Raw genomic sequence first — 15206 nt, 5'->3', positions numbered from 1 at the left:
ATTAGAGGCGCGCCATTACGGTTTCGCCACCAATCATGGTCTGGCCGACGGCAACCAGAGGCTCAACGCCTGGCGGCAGGTACAGGTCGGTCCGGGAGCCAAAGCGGATCAGGCCAAAACGTTCACCAGCTTCCACCTGCATACCTTCTGTCACGCTGCACACAATGCGGCGGGCAATAAGGCCTGCAATCTGTACCACAGCCATCATGCGGCCATCTGGCAGGGTCAGGCTGAGTGCGTTGCGCTCGTTCTGTTCAGACGCCTTGTCCAGGCTGGCATTCAGGAACAGGCCAGGATGGTAGGCAATGCGGGTTACTGTACCTGCTGCGGGCATACGGTTTACGTGAACATCCAGCACAGACAGGAACGTTGCAATACGCCAGACAGGAGCAGTACCCATGCCCAGTTCTGCCGGGGGTGCAATTTTCTCAATAGAGACAATACGCCCATCAGCGGGAGCCACGGCAACATCGTTGCGGGCAGGTGTCTTGCGTTCCGGGTCACGGAAAAAATACAGGCAGAACCCAAAAAACAGGCCGCTGGCCGTGCCAAGCAGTTTGAGCTTGGGGCAAGACAGTTTTTTGCCAAGATAGCGTGTAGCAAGAGTAGCTGCGCCAGAGGCGAGGAGAAAGGGTTTGGCTTCCGGGTGCGGAGGCGCCATCACCATTTTCAGAGATCCGAGAAGAGACATAGGCTCAATCCTAACATAAAAGGCGGGGCAGAGACAGCAGAACAGAGGGGCCGCAGGACGTGCCCCCTCTGTTTAGGCCAGAGCTCAGGCCGTCAGGGCCGCGCGGACAGCAGCAAAGGCAGCATCCACAGCACCGGCATCCGGGCCACCGGCCTGCGCCATGTCACGGCGGCCACCGCCGCCCTTGCCCCCCATGGCAACGCTTGCTGCGCGCACAAGTGCCACTGCATCTACGCTTTCAACCTTGTCCGCCACAACGGCAGCCACAACGCTGCCTTTATCACCGGCCGTTGAAATCAGGACGACAACATCCGCATTGCCCTGCTTGAGGATGGTTTCTGCCAGCCCCTTGAGTTCACGCGGTGCCGTATCTCCCAGATTACGGGTGGCCAGTCTCAGCCCCCCTACGTCTTCTACCCCGGCAGAGGCCACATTCCCTGCGGCCAATTGCCGTTGCAGGGCAGAAATCTGGCGTTCCATGGTGCGGCGCTCTTCCAGCAGCAAAGCCAGACGTTCCGGTGCATCCGCAACGCTGACCTTGAGCTGGGCCGCCATCTGGTTCAGGCGTTGTTCATTGGCAATGGAGAGGGCTTCAGCTGCTTTACCAGCAACGGCCTCAATACGGCGGACACCCGCTGAAACGCCATTTTCTGACGTAATGCGGAACAGCCCTATATCGCCGGTACGCTTGACGTGGGTACCGCCGCACAGTTCGATGGACCATGCACTCTTGTTGCCATCGGCCCCGCCCATGGAAACAACGCGCACTTCATCACCATACTTCTCACCAAACAGAGCCATGGCACCTTCGGCCACAGCTTCTTCTGGTGTCATGGAGCGGGTGACGACCTGAGAGTTCTCTCTGATAAGGCGATTAACCTCAGCTTCAACCTCTGCAAGTTCTTCCTGCGTGATGGGGCGTGGCTGGCTGACGTCAAACCGCAGGCGGTCTGGCGTATTCAGGCTGCCTTTCTGGGCAACATGTTCACCCAGTTTGCGGCGCAGCGCTTCATGCAGCAGGTGAGTGGCGGAATGGTGAGCCCGTATGGCGGAGCGGCGGTCATGTGCCACAGTTGCCGTCACAGCGATGCCAGGGCGGAGTGTACCCTCGGTCACGGTGCCGTAATGAACAATCAGGTCCCCAGCTTTTTTCTGGGTATCCGTGATCGCAACATGCAGGCCTTTGGCGGTCAGGGTGCCAGTATCACCGGCCTGCCCACCGCTTTCTCCGTAAAATGGGGTCTGGTTGAGCAGAACCGCCACTTGAGTGCCCACAGGGGCCTCTTGGACGAAGCCATTGCCAACCACAACAGCCTGAACTTCACCATCCGCCTGTTCAGTGGAGTAACCAAGAAACTCTGACGCACCGAATTTATCACGGCCTTCAAACCACACTGTTTCCAGCGCTGTATCGCCTGACCCAACCCAGGACGCACGGGCGCGCTCGCGCTGTACGGTCATGGCGGCGTCAAAGCCATCCACATCCACTGTATGACCACTGCCGCGCAGGGCGTCCTGCGTCAGATCAAGCGGGAAGCCAAAAGTGTCGTAAAGACGGAACGCAACGTCACCGGGGAGTGCGGCACCTGCGGAGAGTTTGTCCGTTTCTTCAGCCAGCAGCCCGAGGCCGCGGTCCAGCATGGCCTTGAAGCGTTCTTCCTCACCGCGCATGGTTTCACGAATGAGAGCTTCGCTCTGTACCAGTTCCGGGTATGCCTGACCCATCTGCTGAATGAGGGCTGGAAGCAGCTTGTAGAAAACCGGGTCGTGGGTGCCCATCATGTGCAGGTGGCGCATGGCGCGGCGCATAATGCGGCGCAGAACATAACCACGGCCATCTTTTGAAGGCAGAACGCCGTCCGCAATCAGGAACGCGGTTGAGCGCAAATGGTCAGCAACAACACGGTGGCTGGACTTGAATGCTCCGTCCGTTGCCTGATGTGTAACGTCCGCTGAAGCCTGAATCAGGGCCTGAAACGTATCTGTGTCATAGTTGTCACGCTTGCCTTGCAGAATAGCCGCAAAGCGTTCCAAACCGAGCCCGGTATCAATTGATGGGCGGGGAAGCGGCGAGCGTGTGCCCGGTGGGTCTTCAAAAAACTGCATGAAGACCAGGTTCCAGATTTCGACAAAACGGTCGCCGTCTTCATCCGGAGAGCCGGGAGGGCCACCGAATACATCCGGGCCGTGATCATAAAAAATTTCAGAGCAAGGGCCGCAGGGGCCGGTGTCACCCATGCGCCAGAAGTTGTCACTGGTGGGGATTCGGATAATCCGGCTGTCATCCAGTCCGGCAATGCTACGCCACAGGCCCGCAGCTTCTTCGTCTTCTGAATAGACGGTAACAAGCAGCTTGTCTTTTGGAAGACCAAAGTTTTTGGTCACAAGGTTCCAGGCTAGCTCAATGGCTTCTGGTTTGAAGTAGTCTCCAAACGAGAAGTTGCCCATCATTTCAAAGAAGGTGTGATGGCGGGCCGTATAGCCTACGTTATCCAGGTCGTTATGCTTACCACCGGCACGCACAACCTTTTGCGCTGTTGTGGCGCGGGAGTAGGGCCGGGTTTCCTGGCCGGTAAACACGTTTTTGAACTGCACCATGCCTGCGTTTGTAAACAGCAGGGTAGGGTCGTTGCGTGGCACCAGAGAAGAAGAAGGCACAATCTGGTGCTCTTTCCCGGCGAAGTACTCCAGAAAGGTGGTACGGATATCGTTTGTGGTCAGCATGGCGTGAGGCAGACGGTCCTGAAACTGGTTGGGCGCGTGATTTTTCCCAAGAGCATGACAGACGGACTTTTCCGTTGGCATCCTGTTTTCAGGAAAGACTCCTCACGGCCAGGTGGAAAGCCGGGAAGCTTCCTTTACCCACCCCTGCTGTAGCGCACCCGGCGCTTTATCGGAAGGGGGTAGGAGAAGGGGCTTTGGAAATGCGTTATTTTGCGTCTGTAGTAGTGGCTGGCTGAGATGTCTCATGGTGAGAAAGTTCCACAGCATATTCTGCCAGTTCAAGAGTGGACTGTGGTGGTTTTTCCCGAAAAACCAGTTTCTGGCTGAGGCTGAAATTGGCAAACATGCCCGCAAATGCCCCTGCTGCCAGCGCAATAATGGGGTGCTCCAGGCACAGCGGTACTGTGTAGAAGAGAGTATAGACCGTGCCACGATTAAGAAAAAACCCACAACTGTTGGCTAACAGGAACCTGAGCCACTGCAGAATAGGGTGATCGCGTGAGCCTGCACCTTTGAAAGTCCAGAGACGGTTGAGAAGCCAGTTCAGTGTGGCGGCAACAAAATACGCAACAAGCGTTGCCGCGGTCAGGCCAATAATAGGGCGTAGCCCATAGACAGTGCTCGAATCCCACAGAAAACCAAGTGCGCCCACAACGCCAAATTTGAAAAGGCGCATGACTGCTGGGGAGCATAGTCTGGAAACCAGAGTATGCCCGGCCGATGGGGGCGGGAAGTGTGTGGTCATTGTCCAGGTGACCTACGCGAAAGCACTGTGGGAGTTCAACATAAAAAAAGGGACACCCGAAGGTGCCCCCTTTCTTTGATCACGAAGATCAGACCGAATTAGTGGAGGATGATTTCCACGCGACGGTTCTGAGGTTCGCGGGTGTTCGGGCCGGTCGGAACCAGCGGGTGAGCTTCACCGTAACCGTGGATGTCGATGGCAGAAGCCGGAACACCGTCACGGATCAGTTCAGCCTTCACGCTGTCTGCGCGACGGTTGGAAAGACCCAGGTTGTACTTTTCACCACGAGGACCAGGGTGAGCAGCGGAGTTATCGGTGTAACCGTTAACTTCGATGCGGGTCGTCTGAACGTGCGTGGAAGCCTGTGCAGCTTCAGCAACGATCTGGCGAGCGCGTGAGCTCAGGACAGACTTATCCCAGTCGAAGAACACCAGGTAGGAACGTGCTGGCAGCGGAGCTGGGGCAGCAACAACCGGAGCTGGCGGCGGAGGAGGAGGAGCCGTGTCGAATGCGTAACGCAGACCCAGGATGAACTGGTGGTTGAAGCGGTGGTCGAAGTTCGTGTTGCCACGACCATGCTGACCTGTGGTGTAGTTGGCGGTGGATGTGAATGCACCGTCTGTGAAGGAACCAGGCTGACCGATCATACGGTATTCCGTGGTAACCTGCAGGCCAGGTACGCCAACATCGTAAGCAGCACCGACGATACCCTGGTAGGCGAAGCCACCATTGGTGCCACCGAGACGGCTGGTGTTACCGTTTCTGAAGTTGGTCTGGGTTGGGTTGTAGTGCTGCCACAGGTAGCCAGCGCCAACACCAACAAACGGTGTAACAGGTGCGTCGATACCGAACTGCTTCAGGTCGATGTCGTACAGCACGTTAACCAGGCCGCCGTAAGACTGGTCGGAACCACGGGTAGAACCCGGGATAGACGTACCACCGCGGTGGTTGATCTGGGAGTAGTTGTACACCCCTTCAACTTCAGCGCGGAGACCGTTACCGAAGCCCCAGCCGAATGCACCGAAACCGGTGAAGCCGTCATGGTGGCGGAACTGGGAAGAGCTGTTGCCGCGTGCATCGTTATCAGCGCCACCGCCGTAGCCGGAAGTGTGTGCGTGCTGATTCTGCACAAGGTTATAACCACCGCCCAGGTCGATGTACGGGCCTGTAATCGTGGTGGCAGATGCGGCCGCCGGAGCCGCTGCCATTAGTGTCGTTGCAAGTAACGCCGTGCGGAGACGCATTTTTTCGTCCTCAATATTTCATCTGTTCGACTCTGCCGCTAACCATTTAGCAGTCAGACCCAGCAAGATGCCTAAAGCCGTATAAAACGATAGGTTCCAAAATAGAAACCCGCAGCTTCATGCTTAATGCAATTAGAAGCCATAACCGTGTTTTCTTTGCAACAGTTCATTTCGGTTTCCCAAGATGTAGCTGCTGCATAGTAGTATTCAGCTTTTAACGTCTTGCTTTGAACATGGTGAATTCACCAATGCCGCGTCTGTCTCCTTTCAGAATAAGGCGGAATTGCGGCGTGGTGCGCTAAATACAAGAAACATACAGAGAAATTGGCGGTTTTCTAAGGCGTGCAGCCATCATCCAGCAGCACCTGATGGACGGTTTCAGCCGGAACATTCCGGCTTGTGAAGGCCTGACCGATTCCGTGCACCAGCACGAAGGAGAGTTGCCCGTCCTGCATTTTCTTGTCGCGTTGCATATGTGCCATGAGGTCTGATGCGCGGAAGCTGTATGGCAGATCTCTGATTTGTGCAGGCATTTTCAGGCGCTTCAGATGGGCGGTCACGCGCTCCAGATCCTGCGCGGGGCAGAGGCCCAGCTTTACGGACAGCATGAAGGCCAGCCGCAACCCTATGGAGACTCCTTCTCCATGAAGCAGGCGGCCATCGTAGCCCAGTTCGGCCTCAAGAGCGTGACCGAACGTATGGCCCAGATTCAGAAGGGCGCGGCCACCGCTGCTGTGCTGTTCCCGTTCATCGTCCGCCACCACTCTGGCTTTGAAGGCGCAGGCCCGTCGGATGGCTTCTGCCTGTGTTTCAGGGTCACCATCCAGCAGGGCTTCACCGTTTTTCTCACACCATTCAAAGAGGGCTGGGTCTGCTATCAGGCCGGACTTCACAATTTCGGCATAACCCGCAACCAACTCGCGATGAGGGAGGGTGCTGAGTGTCGAGACATCCGCCAGCACGCACAGGGGTTGGTGGAAGGCTCCGACAAGGTTTTTGCCCCACCGGGTGTTGATGCCTGTTTTACCCCCAACGGAAGAATCGACCTGTGACAGCAGAGTGGTGGGAATTTGCACAAATGGCAGCCCCCTGAGCGTGGAGGCCGCAATGAATCCGGCCAGATCCCCCACCACACCGCCGCCAAAGGCGATAATGGTTGTTTTACGCTCCACGCCTTCTTCCAGAATGCTGTCGATCAGGCGTTCATAGGTTGCGAAGCTTTTGGAGTGCTCGCCCGGTTTAACGGTGAGGGTGCGAAACTGTATATCCGTCTCCCGCAGGGCAGCGTGGAGCTTGGGGAGGTGATGCCTCGCCACGTTTTCATCCGTAATGATGATGACGCGCTTTTGCGGGAGCAGGGGCGCCAAGAGCGCCCCGGTACGGGAGATGAGGTCCGTGCCGATAACAATGTCATACGTCGTATGCCCCAGATCAATCGGGAGCCGTACAGGCCTGCGGGAGAGGGCCAGTGCTTCGATCACACGGGTGGTGCTGTGGTCCACGTTATATTCTCCGCAATCAACAACGATATCAGCTTCGGCATAAATCGGGTGGCGTTCGGTAATCAGGCGCGCCAGCACATCACGGGGGGATGTATCGTTCAGAAGGGGGCGGTGTGAGCGCCCTTGCACGCGGCGGAGTAGGATGGGGAGCGGACAGCGCAACCACACGGAAATGGCACGTTCCCGCACAAATGCCCGTGTCTGGGCATTCATGAAGGCACCGCCGCCGGTGGCAAGAACCATGGGTGGCCCCTCAAGCAGGCGGCGGATAACCCGGCGTTCTCCGTCCCGGAAGGCGGGTTCTCCATACAGGCGGAACACATCAGCAATGGAGCAGCCCGCTGCGCGCTCAATTTCTACATCGGCATCAACAAAAGGCAGGCCCAGACGTGTGGCCAGTCTGCGCCCTATGGTTGTTTTGCCCGCGCCCATCAGGCCAACAAGCACAATGCTGCGCCCGGATGGAAGAAGCCCGGCACCAGACCGATGGCTCACCCTTTCCAGATCAAGGGGGATCGGCGGGGGATCCGCCGTATCAGATAGGGAAGACGAGATACGTGATGACATGGAACGCAGCTTACCATAGAGCAGAAAGAACACATCTAACCTCTGTTGTCGGAGAGCAAAAGTATGAACCGTATGGTTCTTGTTGTTGCGGCCGTGGTTTGCGTCGCACTTTTGGGTGGTTTTGCAGCACTTGGTCTGTCTGCCCATGCGCCGGTACCCCAGCCTGTCCACCGTGATATTCCTCTGGCTGCGCCGCAGGCTGCTGCCCCTACGGTTATTGCACCGCCTCCGCCGCCACCTGCGCCGTTGGTCACACCCCTTGTACCCGCACAGCCGGATGCCGCGCCGGCAGCTGCTCCGGCTGCCTCTGCACCTGTGGCGGCGCCAGCCCACTAATGGCGGTTGGCCACGAAGTGGAACCGTTTCTGGAGATGTTGGCGGCGGAACGTGCTGCCTCTCCAAACACGATTTCCGCTTACCGTGCTGATCTGGAGTCCTGCTCTGCCTTTCTGGCGGCGCAGGGCGTCCTGCTGGTCTATGCCAAGACCGAAGAACTTGCCGCCTGGATGGCTGACCTGACCCTTGACGGGCAGAGCCGTCGAACGGTGGCGCGCAGGGTGTCGTGCATCAAGCAGTTTTATCTTTTCCTGCTGAGGGAAGGGATCAGAACAGATAACCCGGCCAGCCTGCTGGATTCGCCACGCCCAAGCGCATCCTTGCCGCATTTCCTCTCCGAATCGGAGGTCGTGGCGCTTCTGGAGGCCTGTGTACCGGCAGAAGGGGCTAGCGTTGCGCAAAAGCGCCGCGCTCTGGTGGCAAAAGCGGCACTGGAGCTACTTTACGCCTCTGGTTTGCGTATTTCCGAACTGCTCTCCCTTCCGCGAGAAGCCCTGAGGGGCGAGAAGCCCATGTTGCTGATCCGCGGGAAAGGCGGACGGGAGCGGCTTGTGCCGATTTCCGAGAGTGGGCGTGACGCAGCCTTGGAGCTTCATGCCTGCGATGCATGGCGTGAAAGCCCGTGGCTGTTCCCTGGGCGTGACCCAAGCCGTGCACTGACCCGGCAAGCCTTTGATAAAATATTACATGAAACAGGCTTACGTGCGGGCATAGACCCCGCGCGGCTTTCCCCCCATGTTTTACGGCATTCTTTTGCCACGCATCTTTTGGCGCATGGGGCGGACCTCCGGGCGCTACAACTGCTCCTGGGCCACGCGGACATTGCGACCACGCAAATTTACACCCATGTGCAGACAGAGCGGCTGAAAAAAGTGGTGGAAGCCTATCATCCGCTTGCCACACAAACAGGTGAAAGAGCGGAAAAAGCCGGTTAAATGCATACTATGCGTGCTGTGATGCACGAAGTGACTTGGTTTTACGCGTGACTGTGCTATCCGCTTTGCCCATGCGTCAGTTCCTGGATTTCGAAAAGCCCGTCGCCGAACTTGAGAACAAGATCGACGAACTGCGGCAAATGACCGACCCGAACGGGGTCAATATTGCAGAAGAGACGGTCCGCCTTCAGGATAAGGCGGAGAAGCACCTGCGTACCATTTATGCCAAGCTCAGCCCTTGGCAGAAGGTGCAGGTTGCCCGTCATGCTCAGCGCCCGCACACGCAGGAGTACATCAAGGCCCTGCTGACAGACTTTACCCCTCTTGCCGGGGATAGGCTGTACGCGGATGACAAAGCCATTATAGGCGGCATTGGCCGCTTTGATGGTGCGCCTGTGGTCGTCATTGGGACAGAGCGTGGCTCTGATCTTGAAACCCGCTTGGCCCATAACTTTGGCATGGCGCGGCCTGAAGGCTACCGCAAGGCACAGCGGCTGGTTAAGCTCGCCGGACGCTTTAACCTGCCGATTCTCACATTCATTGATACGGCTGGCGCGTGGCCGGGTATTGATGCGGAAGAACGTGGCCAGGCTGAAGCCATTGCCCGGTCTATTGAGGTCTGTCTGGACGCTCCGGTTCCCCTGATTGCTACGGTGATTGGTGAAGGCGGTTCAGGTGGCGCTGTAGCGTTGGGAGCCGGTGACCGGGTTCTGATGCTGGAGCATGCCATTTACTCCGTGATCTCGCCGGAGGCTTGCGCTTCCATTTTGTGGCGTGACCCTAAGCAGGCCAGCACAGCAGCCGAGACACTCCGCCTGACGGCGCAGGATCTGCACCGTCTCGGGTTGGTAGACCGGATTATTCAGGAGCCAGTGGGCGGTGCTCAGCGTGACCCGCAAGCAGCCCTTCAATCCGTTCACACCGTGATAGCCGAAGAACTGAAGGAACTGGTGGGTCTTGTTCCTGCTCGCCTCAAAGAATTACGCCGGGAAAAATTTCTGGCTATGGGGCGTGACAGCCTGACCTGAGCACCAGGTCAGACTGCCGACACCTCATAAAACGTTTCAGGGCGGTGGCTCTCCTTCAACGGGGGCACCGCCTTTTTCTTTGAGAAGGGTATAAATGGCCTGCGCGGCCTGTGTCAGAGCATCCTGATCCTGACCTTTGGCAACCAGCGCCACGCCACGCCGTCCATCATCGCGGTGGAAGGGGTAGGAACCAAGATCAAGCTGCGGATAAGTGTTCTGGATTGCTTCCAGCCCATCAGCAATCGTGCCCTCAAACAGGTTTGTTGTGTACCATGTGCGCGATTGCACGGGTGAGCCGGGTGTGAGGCTTGGTGCGAGTTCATCAAACATAGCCCGCATAATACGGGGCACTCCGGCCATAACATGCACATTCCCAATGGAAAAACCTGGTGCGCGGGAAACCGGGTTGGGAATGGGCGTGGCACCACGGGGCAGTTTGGCCATGCGCTGGCGGGCTGTGTTGAAGTCTTCCCCAAACTGGGCTTTCAGCATGTCATATGTTGCGGGATGGAATTCCCACGGCACACCAAAGGCTTCTGCAACGCACGGGGCCGTAATGTCATCATGCGTGGGGCCAATGCCGCCGGTTGTAAAAACCTCATCAAATTTTGCCCGCAGTTCCGTGACCGTCAGGATGATTGTTTCGCGCACATCTGGAATGACCCGGATTTCACGCAGCGGAATACCAAGTTCACCCAGACGTGTTGCCAGAAACTGGATGTTATCATCCCGGGTGCGCCCGGAGAGGATTTCATTGCCAATCAAAATAAGAGCGGCGGTGCGACGCATGGAAAAGGCTCCTTTCAGCAGCGCAGAGGCGCAAAGTATTTTTGTAGGATGGGGCGGGCTTGGTGGCGGGTCAATGGGTGGAAAAAACGTGCCATAGGCGCTCGGCTCTTGTTTTTAGATTGACCAAGCGCGGTCCAGTTCATAGCTTCCGCGCATGTCAGATAGCCGTACAGCACCCGAACCCACCCTTCCGCGCGCCTGGCCTTTTGAGGAGGCGCGCAAATTAGCCACCCATGTTGATGCCCGTACGGCCAAAGCCGGGGCAGATGAGGATGCACGCCCAGCGTTGCTTGAGACAGGTTACGGTCCATCCGGCCTGCCGCATATTGGCACGTTCGGCGAGGTTGCACGGACATCTTGGGTGCGTCAGGCCTATACGGCGCTGACAGGCCGCCCCTCGCGGTTGCTGGCGTTTTCGGATGACATGGATGCCCTGCGCAAAGTGCCAGATAACGTGCCCAACCGGGACATGCTGGAAAAATTTATTGGCCAGCCGCTCTCCCGTGTGCCGGACCCATTTGGCACTCACGACTCCTTTGCTGCCCATAACAACGCTCGCCTGTGCAGCTTTCTCGATAGTTTTGGCTTTGATTACGAGTTCGCGTCCTCCACAGCGTATTATACGGGCGGCCGCTTTGATGCCGCACTGAAACGCGTGCTGGAAGTGCATGAGGAAGTGGTGGGCGTTATAGCGCCCACGCTTGGGCCGGACCGCCGTGCGACCTACTCACCTGTTCTGCCGCTTCACCCCCGCACGGGTGAGGTCATGCAGGTGAAGATGGATGCCGTGGATGCGGAAGCCGGAACCGTACGCTGGACAGACCCTGCCACCGGCGAAGTGTTTGAGACACCGGTAACGGGTGGCCATGCCAAAATGCAGTGGAAGGCCGACTGGGCTATGCGCTGGTATGCTCTGGGGGTCGACTACGAAATGTCCGGCAAAGACCTGATTGACAGCGTGCGTCTCTCAGGAAAAATTTGCCGCATTCTGGGCGGAGAGCCGCCTGCCGGTCTGACATACGAACTGTTTCTGGACGAGCAGGGCCAAAAAATTTCCAAATCCAAGGGAAATGGCCTGTCGGTGGAGGAATGGCTCCGCTATGCCCCGCAGGAAAGCCTTGGGCAATTCATGTTTAACCAGCCACAGCGGGCGAAACGGCTGTATTTTGATGTCATTCCCAAAACAGCGGATGACTACCTGACCCACCTTGAAAAGGCCAAACCTCTTCAGGCAACAGACCCCAAGGGTGTGGATCTGCGGGCTAATCCGGCATGGTTCATCACCAAGGGCGAGATTGAAGAGAACGCAGGCTCACCTATATCCTTTGGTATGCTGTTAAATCTTGCCAGCGTGGCCAATGCGGAAACGCCAGAAGTGCTCTGGGGCTTCATTCGTCGGTACGATGCGGATGTTTCACCTGAAACACACCCCATGCTTGCAGGCCTGGCCCGTCACGCCATTGCCTACTACGCAGACTTTGTACGCCCTGCCAAAACATTCCGCTCTCCAAGTGAGAAGGAACGTGCAGCACTGGTTGATCTTGCTGACGCCCTCCGTGGCTATGAGGGAGAGGCAGCGGATGCTTCAACACTTCAAAATCTGGTCTTCGAGATTGGTAAGCGGCACGAGTTTGAGCCACTGAGAAGCTGGTTTGGCTGCTTGTATGAAGTGCTGTTAGGCCAGAAGGAAGGCCCGCGCTTTGGTGGGTTTGTTGCGCTGTATGGGGTGGCAGAGACGGTTGCCCTGATTGAAGCCGCCCTTCTGCGTGACCAGCAGGCCTGAGCGGACCACGGGTTGAATGGTAGATAACACGCCATCTGCTCCGCAGGGATCCAAGCCTAAGCCACAGGGGTGGAAGCGGTGGCTCAAGCACCTGCCGCATCTACTTGGCTTGCTGCTGATGGTGGCGGCCATAGCCGTAGTTCAACATGAATTACGGCACCTGCGCCTTGCGGACATCCGTATGGCCATGGAGGCTATACCGGGCTGGAAGCTTGGGCTTGGGGTGGCGTGTACCTTTCTGTCCTACTTTATTCTGTCGTTTTATGACCGCCTTGCCGTTGTGCAGGTCGGGTATGGGCATCTGTCCTTTGGCCGAACGGCCTTTGCGGCTTTTTGCTCCTACGTGCTGTCCCACAATCTTGGGTTTTCAGCGGTTTCCGGTGCTGCTGTGCGGTACAGGCTTTACCGCAACTGGGGTGTCAGTTCTTTCTGCATTGCCCAGATTATTGCGTTTTGCTCTGCCACCTATCTGCTTGGCGCTGCTGTTCTTATCGGCGGCGTGCTGGTGTGGGAGCCTTCGGTTATTCCCATGGCCGGGGCGCATGTGCCCGCCAGCGTGCTTGCCGGGGTTGGCATCGCGCTGTGGCTTGCGGTCCTGGCTTATATTGGCCTGACCTTCAAAATGCGGCATCTGACGGTGCGGCAGCATACCATTGACCTGCCATCCCCCATCATGGCGGTCTTGCAGACAACTGTTGCTGCGGCGGATGTGGCAGCTACGGCAGCCATTGCGTATGTGTTGCTTCCCGCAGGGGTGCAGATTGACTACGGCTCGTTTCTGGCAATTTATATTGCCTCCTACACAGCCGGACTTGTGGCAAGCGTACCCGGTGGGCTTGGCGTGTTTGATGGTGCCATGCTGTTGGCGCTGGGCCCGTATATGCCTGCACCACAGATCATGGGCGTGGTGCTCATTTTCCGCCTGTTTTACTATATTATTCCGCTGTTTATGGCGGGTATTATGTTTGCCGGGCATGAGTTGTTCCTGCGCGGGGACGATGCCCTTGCGGCCAAAAAAGAAAGCCGTATGGCCAAGCCTGCGGCACCGCGGCGGGTCCGCCCCAGCCAGCTTGTGAGAGATAGCGAAGCGGGATTCTCCGTAGCTGTTGCCACAGGTACGGTCGCGCTATGTGGCATCATGCTCATCTGTCTGGTGTTGCTGGATCCCGTTGCCAAATATGGGGTGGTGAATACAGCAAGTGCCACATGGCTGGGCACCATAGGCACCTATCTGCTTTCAGTTATGGGTGTGGGGCTGATTGGCCTGGCCATTGGTCTTTCACAGCGTGTCACGCTGGCATGGCGGGCTACCTTGGGCCTGTTGGTTATTGCGGCCGTCATTACCTTTGTGCGCGGCAACACTGTTCTGGTGCCTGTAGTGCTGGCGCTGTCTGCTTTTCTGATAGCACCATTCCGCTCCTGCTATTACCGGCGCGCCCGCTTGCTGAGTGAGCCGCTTTCAACCTCCACACTGCTTTGCTTGCTTCTCCTGTTCGGGTGCATTTTTGCACTGGCGTCCCGCCACGGAGCAGGAAGTTGGTGGGAGATGGTGTTCATTCTGCCCGCATCCGGCGCAGCCCGATGGACGGTTGCGCTCTCCGTAGCGTTTTTTCTGCTGGTTGTGAGCAGGCTTATGCTGCCAGGCCGAGTGCGGGTAAAACCTTGGGATGCAGCCGCACAAAAGCACTATCTGACATTGGACCATGCCCTGCCGGATATCGCGTCCATGACGCCGGATGGTTATGTGACAGGTGAGGGCGGCGAGGCAGTGATTCCTGTTTTCCGCCGGGAAGGATTTTTGGTGGGGCTGGGTGACCCTGCGGGCGCGGAGGATGACAGCGTATCTGCCATCTGGCGTTTGCGGGATCTTGCGTTGCAGGAAGGCGTTAAACCCGCTTTCTGGAAAGTGGGAACACCGTTTTTGCGCATTTATGATGATATAGGCCTGAACGTCTGGCCGTTGGAAAATAGCAACGGTTTGCAGTTCTGTTATCCGGCGGACGATATTGCACTCGCCTCCCGCTTTGTGGCCTCCTATAAGGGCGCGGATGCAGAGCCACCCATTTCTGCATTGTAAATTCTTTTAAATCAGGCTTCCTGCGTGGGCCTTGAGTGTCGGGTTAGGCTATGTCAGCAGCTCTTACGGTTCCGTTTTTGCAGGGGGGCGCTGTGCCCGCAGCAACAACCGCGTTCCTGCTGGCCTTTCCGGCCTTGTTTTCCATTGTAAATCCGTTTGGGGCATCGCTTATTTTTGCGCAGGCCACAACAGGGCGTTCCCAGCGCGAAATTATGGCGCTGAGCAAGCTGGTTGCCTTTTATTCTTTTATGATCGTGCTGATCTCTATCTGGCTGGGCGGCAAGGTTCTTGTCTTTTTTGGTATTACCGTCAGTGCGCTGCGCGTGGCGGGTGGTCTGGTTGTGGCGGTACGGGCTTGGAACCTGCTGCAAAGCCCGGAAACCATGGAAGCCAAAAAGGAAAAGCAGGCTTTGCAGGGCGGAAAGACCGTTATGTCCCCCAACTGGTCGGACTCGGCATTTTTCCCGCTTGCAATGCCGTTTACTGTGGGGCCAGGTACCATTGCCGTGGCTATTGCGCTGGGGTCAGGCTGCCCGCCGGGGCAGCCTTTTCTGCCCTACGAATTTGGGGTCACGCTGGCGGCGGTTGCTGTCGTGCTGGTGGTGTGGGCCGCCTATTCCTGGTCAGAAAAGCTGGTGTCTCTGCTTGGGGTCACAGGCACACGGATTGTAAGCCGTATGGCTGCCCTCGTTCTGTTGTGCATTGGCGTACAAATTCTGGCTGCAGGTGTGCAGGGCTTTGCTGTCCAGATCTGGTTGGCCATGAAGGCCGTTTGAAGTCCTCCC

12 protein-coding genes are annotated in these 15206 nt (G+C 57.4%); 6 read left to right on the top strand and 6 right to left on the bottom strand.

The genetic code is table 11. The features are described 5' to 3' along the window. Position 1 precedes the first annotated feature (1 nt). The 5 genes from Abci_RS06045 to aroB all read right to left on the bottom strand — a co-directional run bounded on the left by Abci_RS06045 (position 2) and on the right by aroB (position 7473). Positions 2–691: a phosphatidylserine decarboxylase gene (locus Abci_RS06045; protein WP_048838253.1), complete on the bottom strand. Its 690-nt coding sequence runs from the start codon at positions 689–691 to the stop codon at positions 2–4. An 84-nt stretch (positions 692–775) separates the two neighbouring features. Continuing rightward, positions 776–3415, bottom strand: coding sequence for an alanine--tRNA ligase (alaS, locus tag Abci_RS06040; protein ID WP_048838336.1), 2640 nt, complete (start codon positions 3413–3415; stop codon positions 776–778). 205 nt (positions 3416–3620) lie between these two features. Continuing rightward, on the bottom strand, positions 3621–4160 hold the full coding sequence (locus tag Abci_RS06035) for a GtrA family protein (protein WP_084597548.1): 540 nt from the start codon (positions 4158–4160) through the stop codon (positions 3621–3623). A gap of 98 nt (positions 4161–4258) precedes the next feature. Beyond that, entirely contained in the window at positions 4259–5404 is a 1146-nt protein-coding gene (locus Abci_RS06030) for an OmpA family protein (RefSeq protein ID WP_048838251.1), read from the bottom strand. 335 nt (positions 5405–5739) lie between these two features. Then, positions 5740–7473: a 3-dehydroquinate synthase gene (aroB, locus tag Abci_RS06025; RefSeq protein WP_084597556.1), complete on the bottom strand. Its 1734-nt coding sequence runs from the start codon at positions 7471–7473 to the stop codon at positions 5740–5742. 63 nt (positions 7474–7536) lie between these two features. On the opposite strand from aroB, the gene Abci_RS06020 reads away from it, so the two are divergent. The 3 genes from Abci_RS06020 (at position 7537) to Abci_RS06010 (ending at position 9772) form a co-directional block, all read left to right on the top strand. Further along, positions 7537–7809 (top strand): hypothetical protein, encoded by a 273-nt coding sequence (locus Abci_RS06020; RefSeq protein ID WP_048838250.1) that lies wholly within the window; start codon positions 7537–7539, stop codon positions 7807–7809. Continuing rightward, the gene (locus tag Abci_RS06015; protein ID WP_048838249.1) at positions 7809–8744 is read left to right on the top strand and encodes a tyrosine recombinase; all 936 of its coding nucleotides are present in this window, start codon (positions 7809–7811) and stop codon (positions 8742–8744) included. Before Abci_RS06020 ends, Abci_RS06015 begins: the two co-directional genes overlap by 1 nt. A 71-nt stretch (positions 8745–8815) precedes the next feature. After that, complete coding sequence (locus tag Abci_RS06010) at positions 8816–9772, top strand: acetyl-CoA carboxylase carboxyltransferase subunit alpha (protein WP_048838248.1); 957 nt, start codon at positions 8816–8818, stop codon at positions 9770–9772. Between the two features lie 36 nt (positions 9773–9808). Here Abci_RS06010 and Abci_RS06005 read toward each other — a convergent pair whose 3' ends face one another. Continuing rightward, the gene (locus tag Abci_RS06005) at positions 9809–10561 is read right to left on the bottom strand and encodes a competence/damage-inducible protein A (protein WP_048838247.1); all 753 of its coding nucleotides are present in this window, start codon (positions 10559–10561) and stop codon (positions 9809–9811) included. Positions 10562–10715: 154 nt separating this feature from the next. Between Abci_RS06005 and Abci_RS06000 the strand changes: the two genes are divergently transcribed. The 3 genes from Abci_RS06000 to Abci_RS05990 are packed head-to-tail and all read left to right on the top strand — an operon-like array spanning position 10716 to position 15197. Continuing rightward, a complete protein-coding gene (locus tag Abci_RS06000; RefSeq protein ID WP_048838246.1) occupies positions 10716–12344 on the top strand; it encodes a lysine--tRNA ligase in 1629 nt (542 codons plus the stop codon). 16 nt (positions 12345–12360) lie between these two features. Beyond that, positions 12361–14421 (top strand): lysylphosphatidylglycerol synthase domain-containing protein, encoded by a 2061-nt coding sequence (locus Abci_RS05995; protein ID WP_048838245.1) that lies wholly within the window; start codon positions 12361–12363, stop codon positions 14419–14421. Positions 14422–14471: 50 nt separating this feature from the next. Then, complete coding sequence (locus Abci_RS05990; RefSeq protein WP_048838244.1) at positions 14472–15197, top strand: MarC family protein; 726 nt, start codon at positions 14472–14474, stop codon at positions 15195–15197. Positions 15198–15206: the final 9 nt, after the last annotated feature.

Origin of the sequence: Acetobacter cibinongensis (assembly GCF_000963925.1) — a bacterium.
Taxonomy (GTDB): domain Bacteria; phylum Pseudomonadota; class Alphaproteobacteria; order Acetobacterales; family Acetobacteraceae; genus Acetobacter; species Acetobacter cibinongensis.
Note: the sequence above shows the minus strand (reverse complement) of the source record. Positions and strands in the feature narration are given on the sequence as shown.

Excerpts from the sequence above, each read along its gene's own strand:
- Abci_RS06045 (WP_048838253.1), bottom strand. The coding sequence starts at position 691 with ATGTCTCTTCTCGGATCTCTGAAAATGGTGATGGCGCCTCCGCACCCG.
- alaS (WP_048838336.1), bottom strand. The coding sequence starts at position 3,415 with ATGCTGACCACAAACGATATCCGTACCACCTTTCTGGAGTACTTCGCC.
- Abci_RS06035 (WP_084597548.1), bottom strand. The coding sequence starts at position 4,160 with ATGACCACACACTTCCCGCCCCCATCGGCCGGGCATACTCTGGTTTCC.
- Abci_RS06030 (WP_048838251.1), bottom strand. The coding sequence starts at position 5,404 with ATGCGTCTCCGCACGGCGTTACTTGCAACGACACTAATGGCAGCGGCT.
- aroB (WP_084597556.1), bottom strand. The coding sequence starts at position 7,473 with ATGTCATCACGTATCTCGTCTTCCCTATCTGATACGGCGGATCCCCCG.
- Abci_RS06020 (WP_048838250.1), top strand. The coding sequence starts at position 7,537 with ATGAACCGTATGGTTCTTGTTGTTGCGGCCGTGGTTTGCGTCGCACTT.
- Abci_RS06015 (WP_048838249.1), top strand. The coding sequence starts at position 7,809 with ATGGCGGTTGGCCACGAAGTGGAACCGTTTCTGGAGATGTTGGCGGCG.
- Abci_RS06010 (WP_048838248.1), top strand. The coding sequence starts at position 8,816 with ATGCGTCAGTTCCTGGATTTCGAAAAGCCCGTCGCCGAACTTGAGAAC.
- Abci_RS06005 (WP_048838247.1), bottom strand. The coding sequence starts at position 10,561 with ATGCGTCGCACCGCCGCTCTTATTTTGATTGGCAATGAAATCCTCTCC.
- Abci_RS06000 (WP_048838246.1), top strand. The coding sequence starts at position 10,716 with ATGTCAGATAGCCGTACAGCACCCGAACCCACCCTTCCGCGCGCCTGG.
- Abci_RS05995 (WP_048838245.1), top strand. The coding sequence starts at position 12,361 with ATGGTAGATAACACGCCATCTGCTCCGCAGGGATCCAAGCCTAAGCCA.
- Abci_RS05990 (WP_048838244.1), top strand. The coding sequence starts at position 14,472 with ATGTCAGCAGCTCTTACGGTTCCGTTTTTGCAGGGGGGCGCTGTGCCC.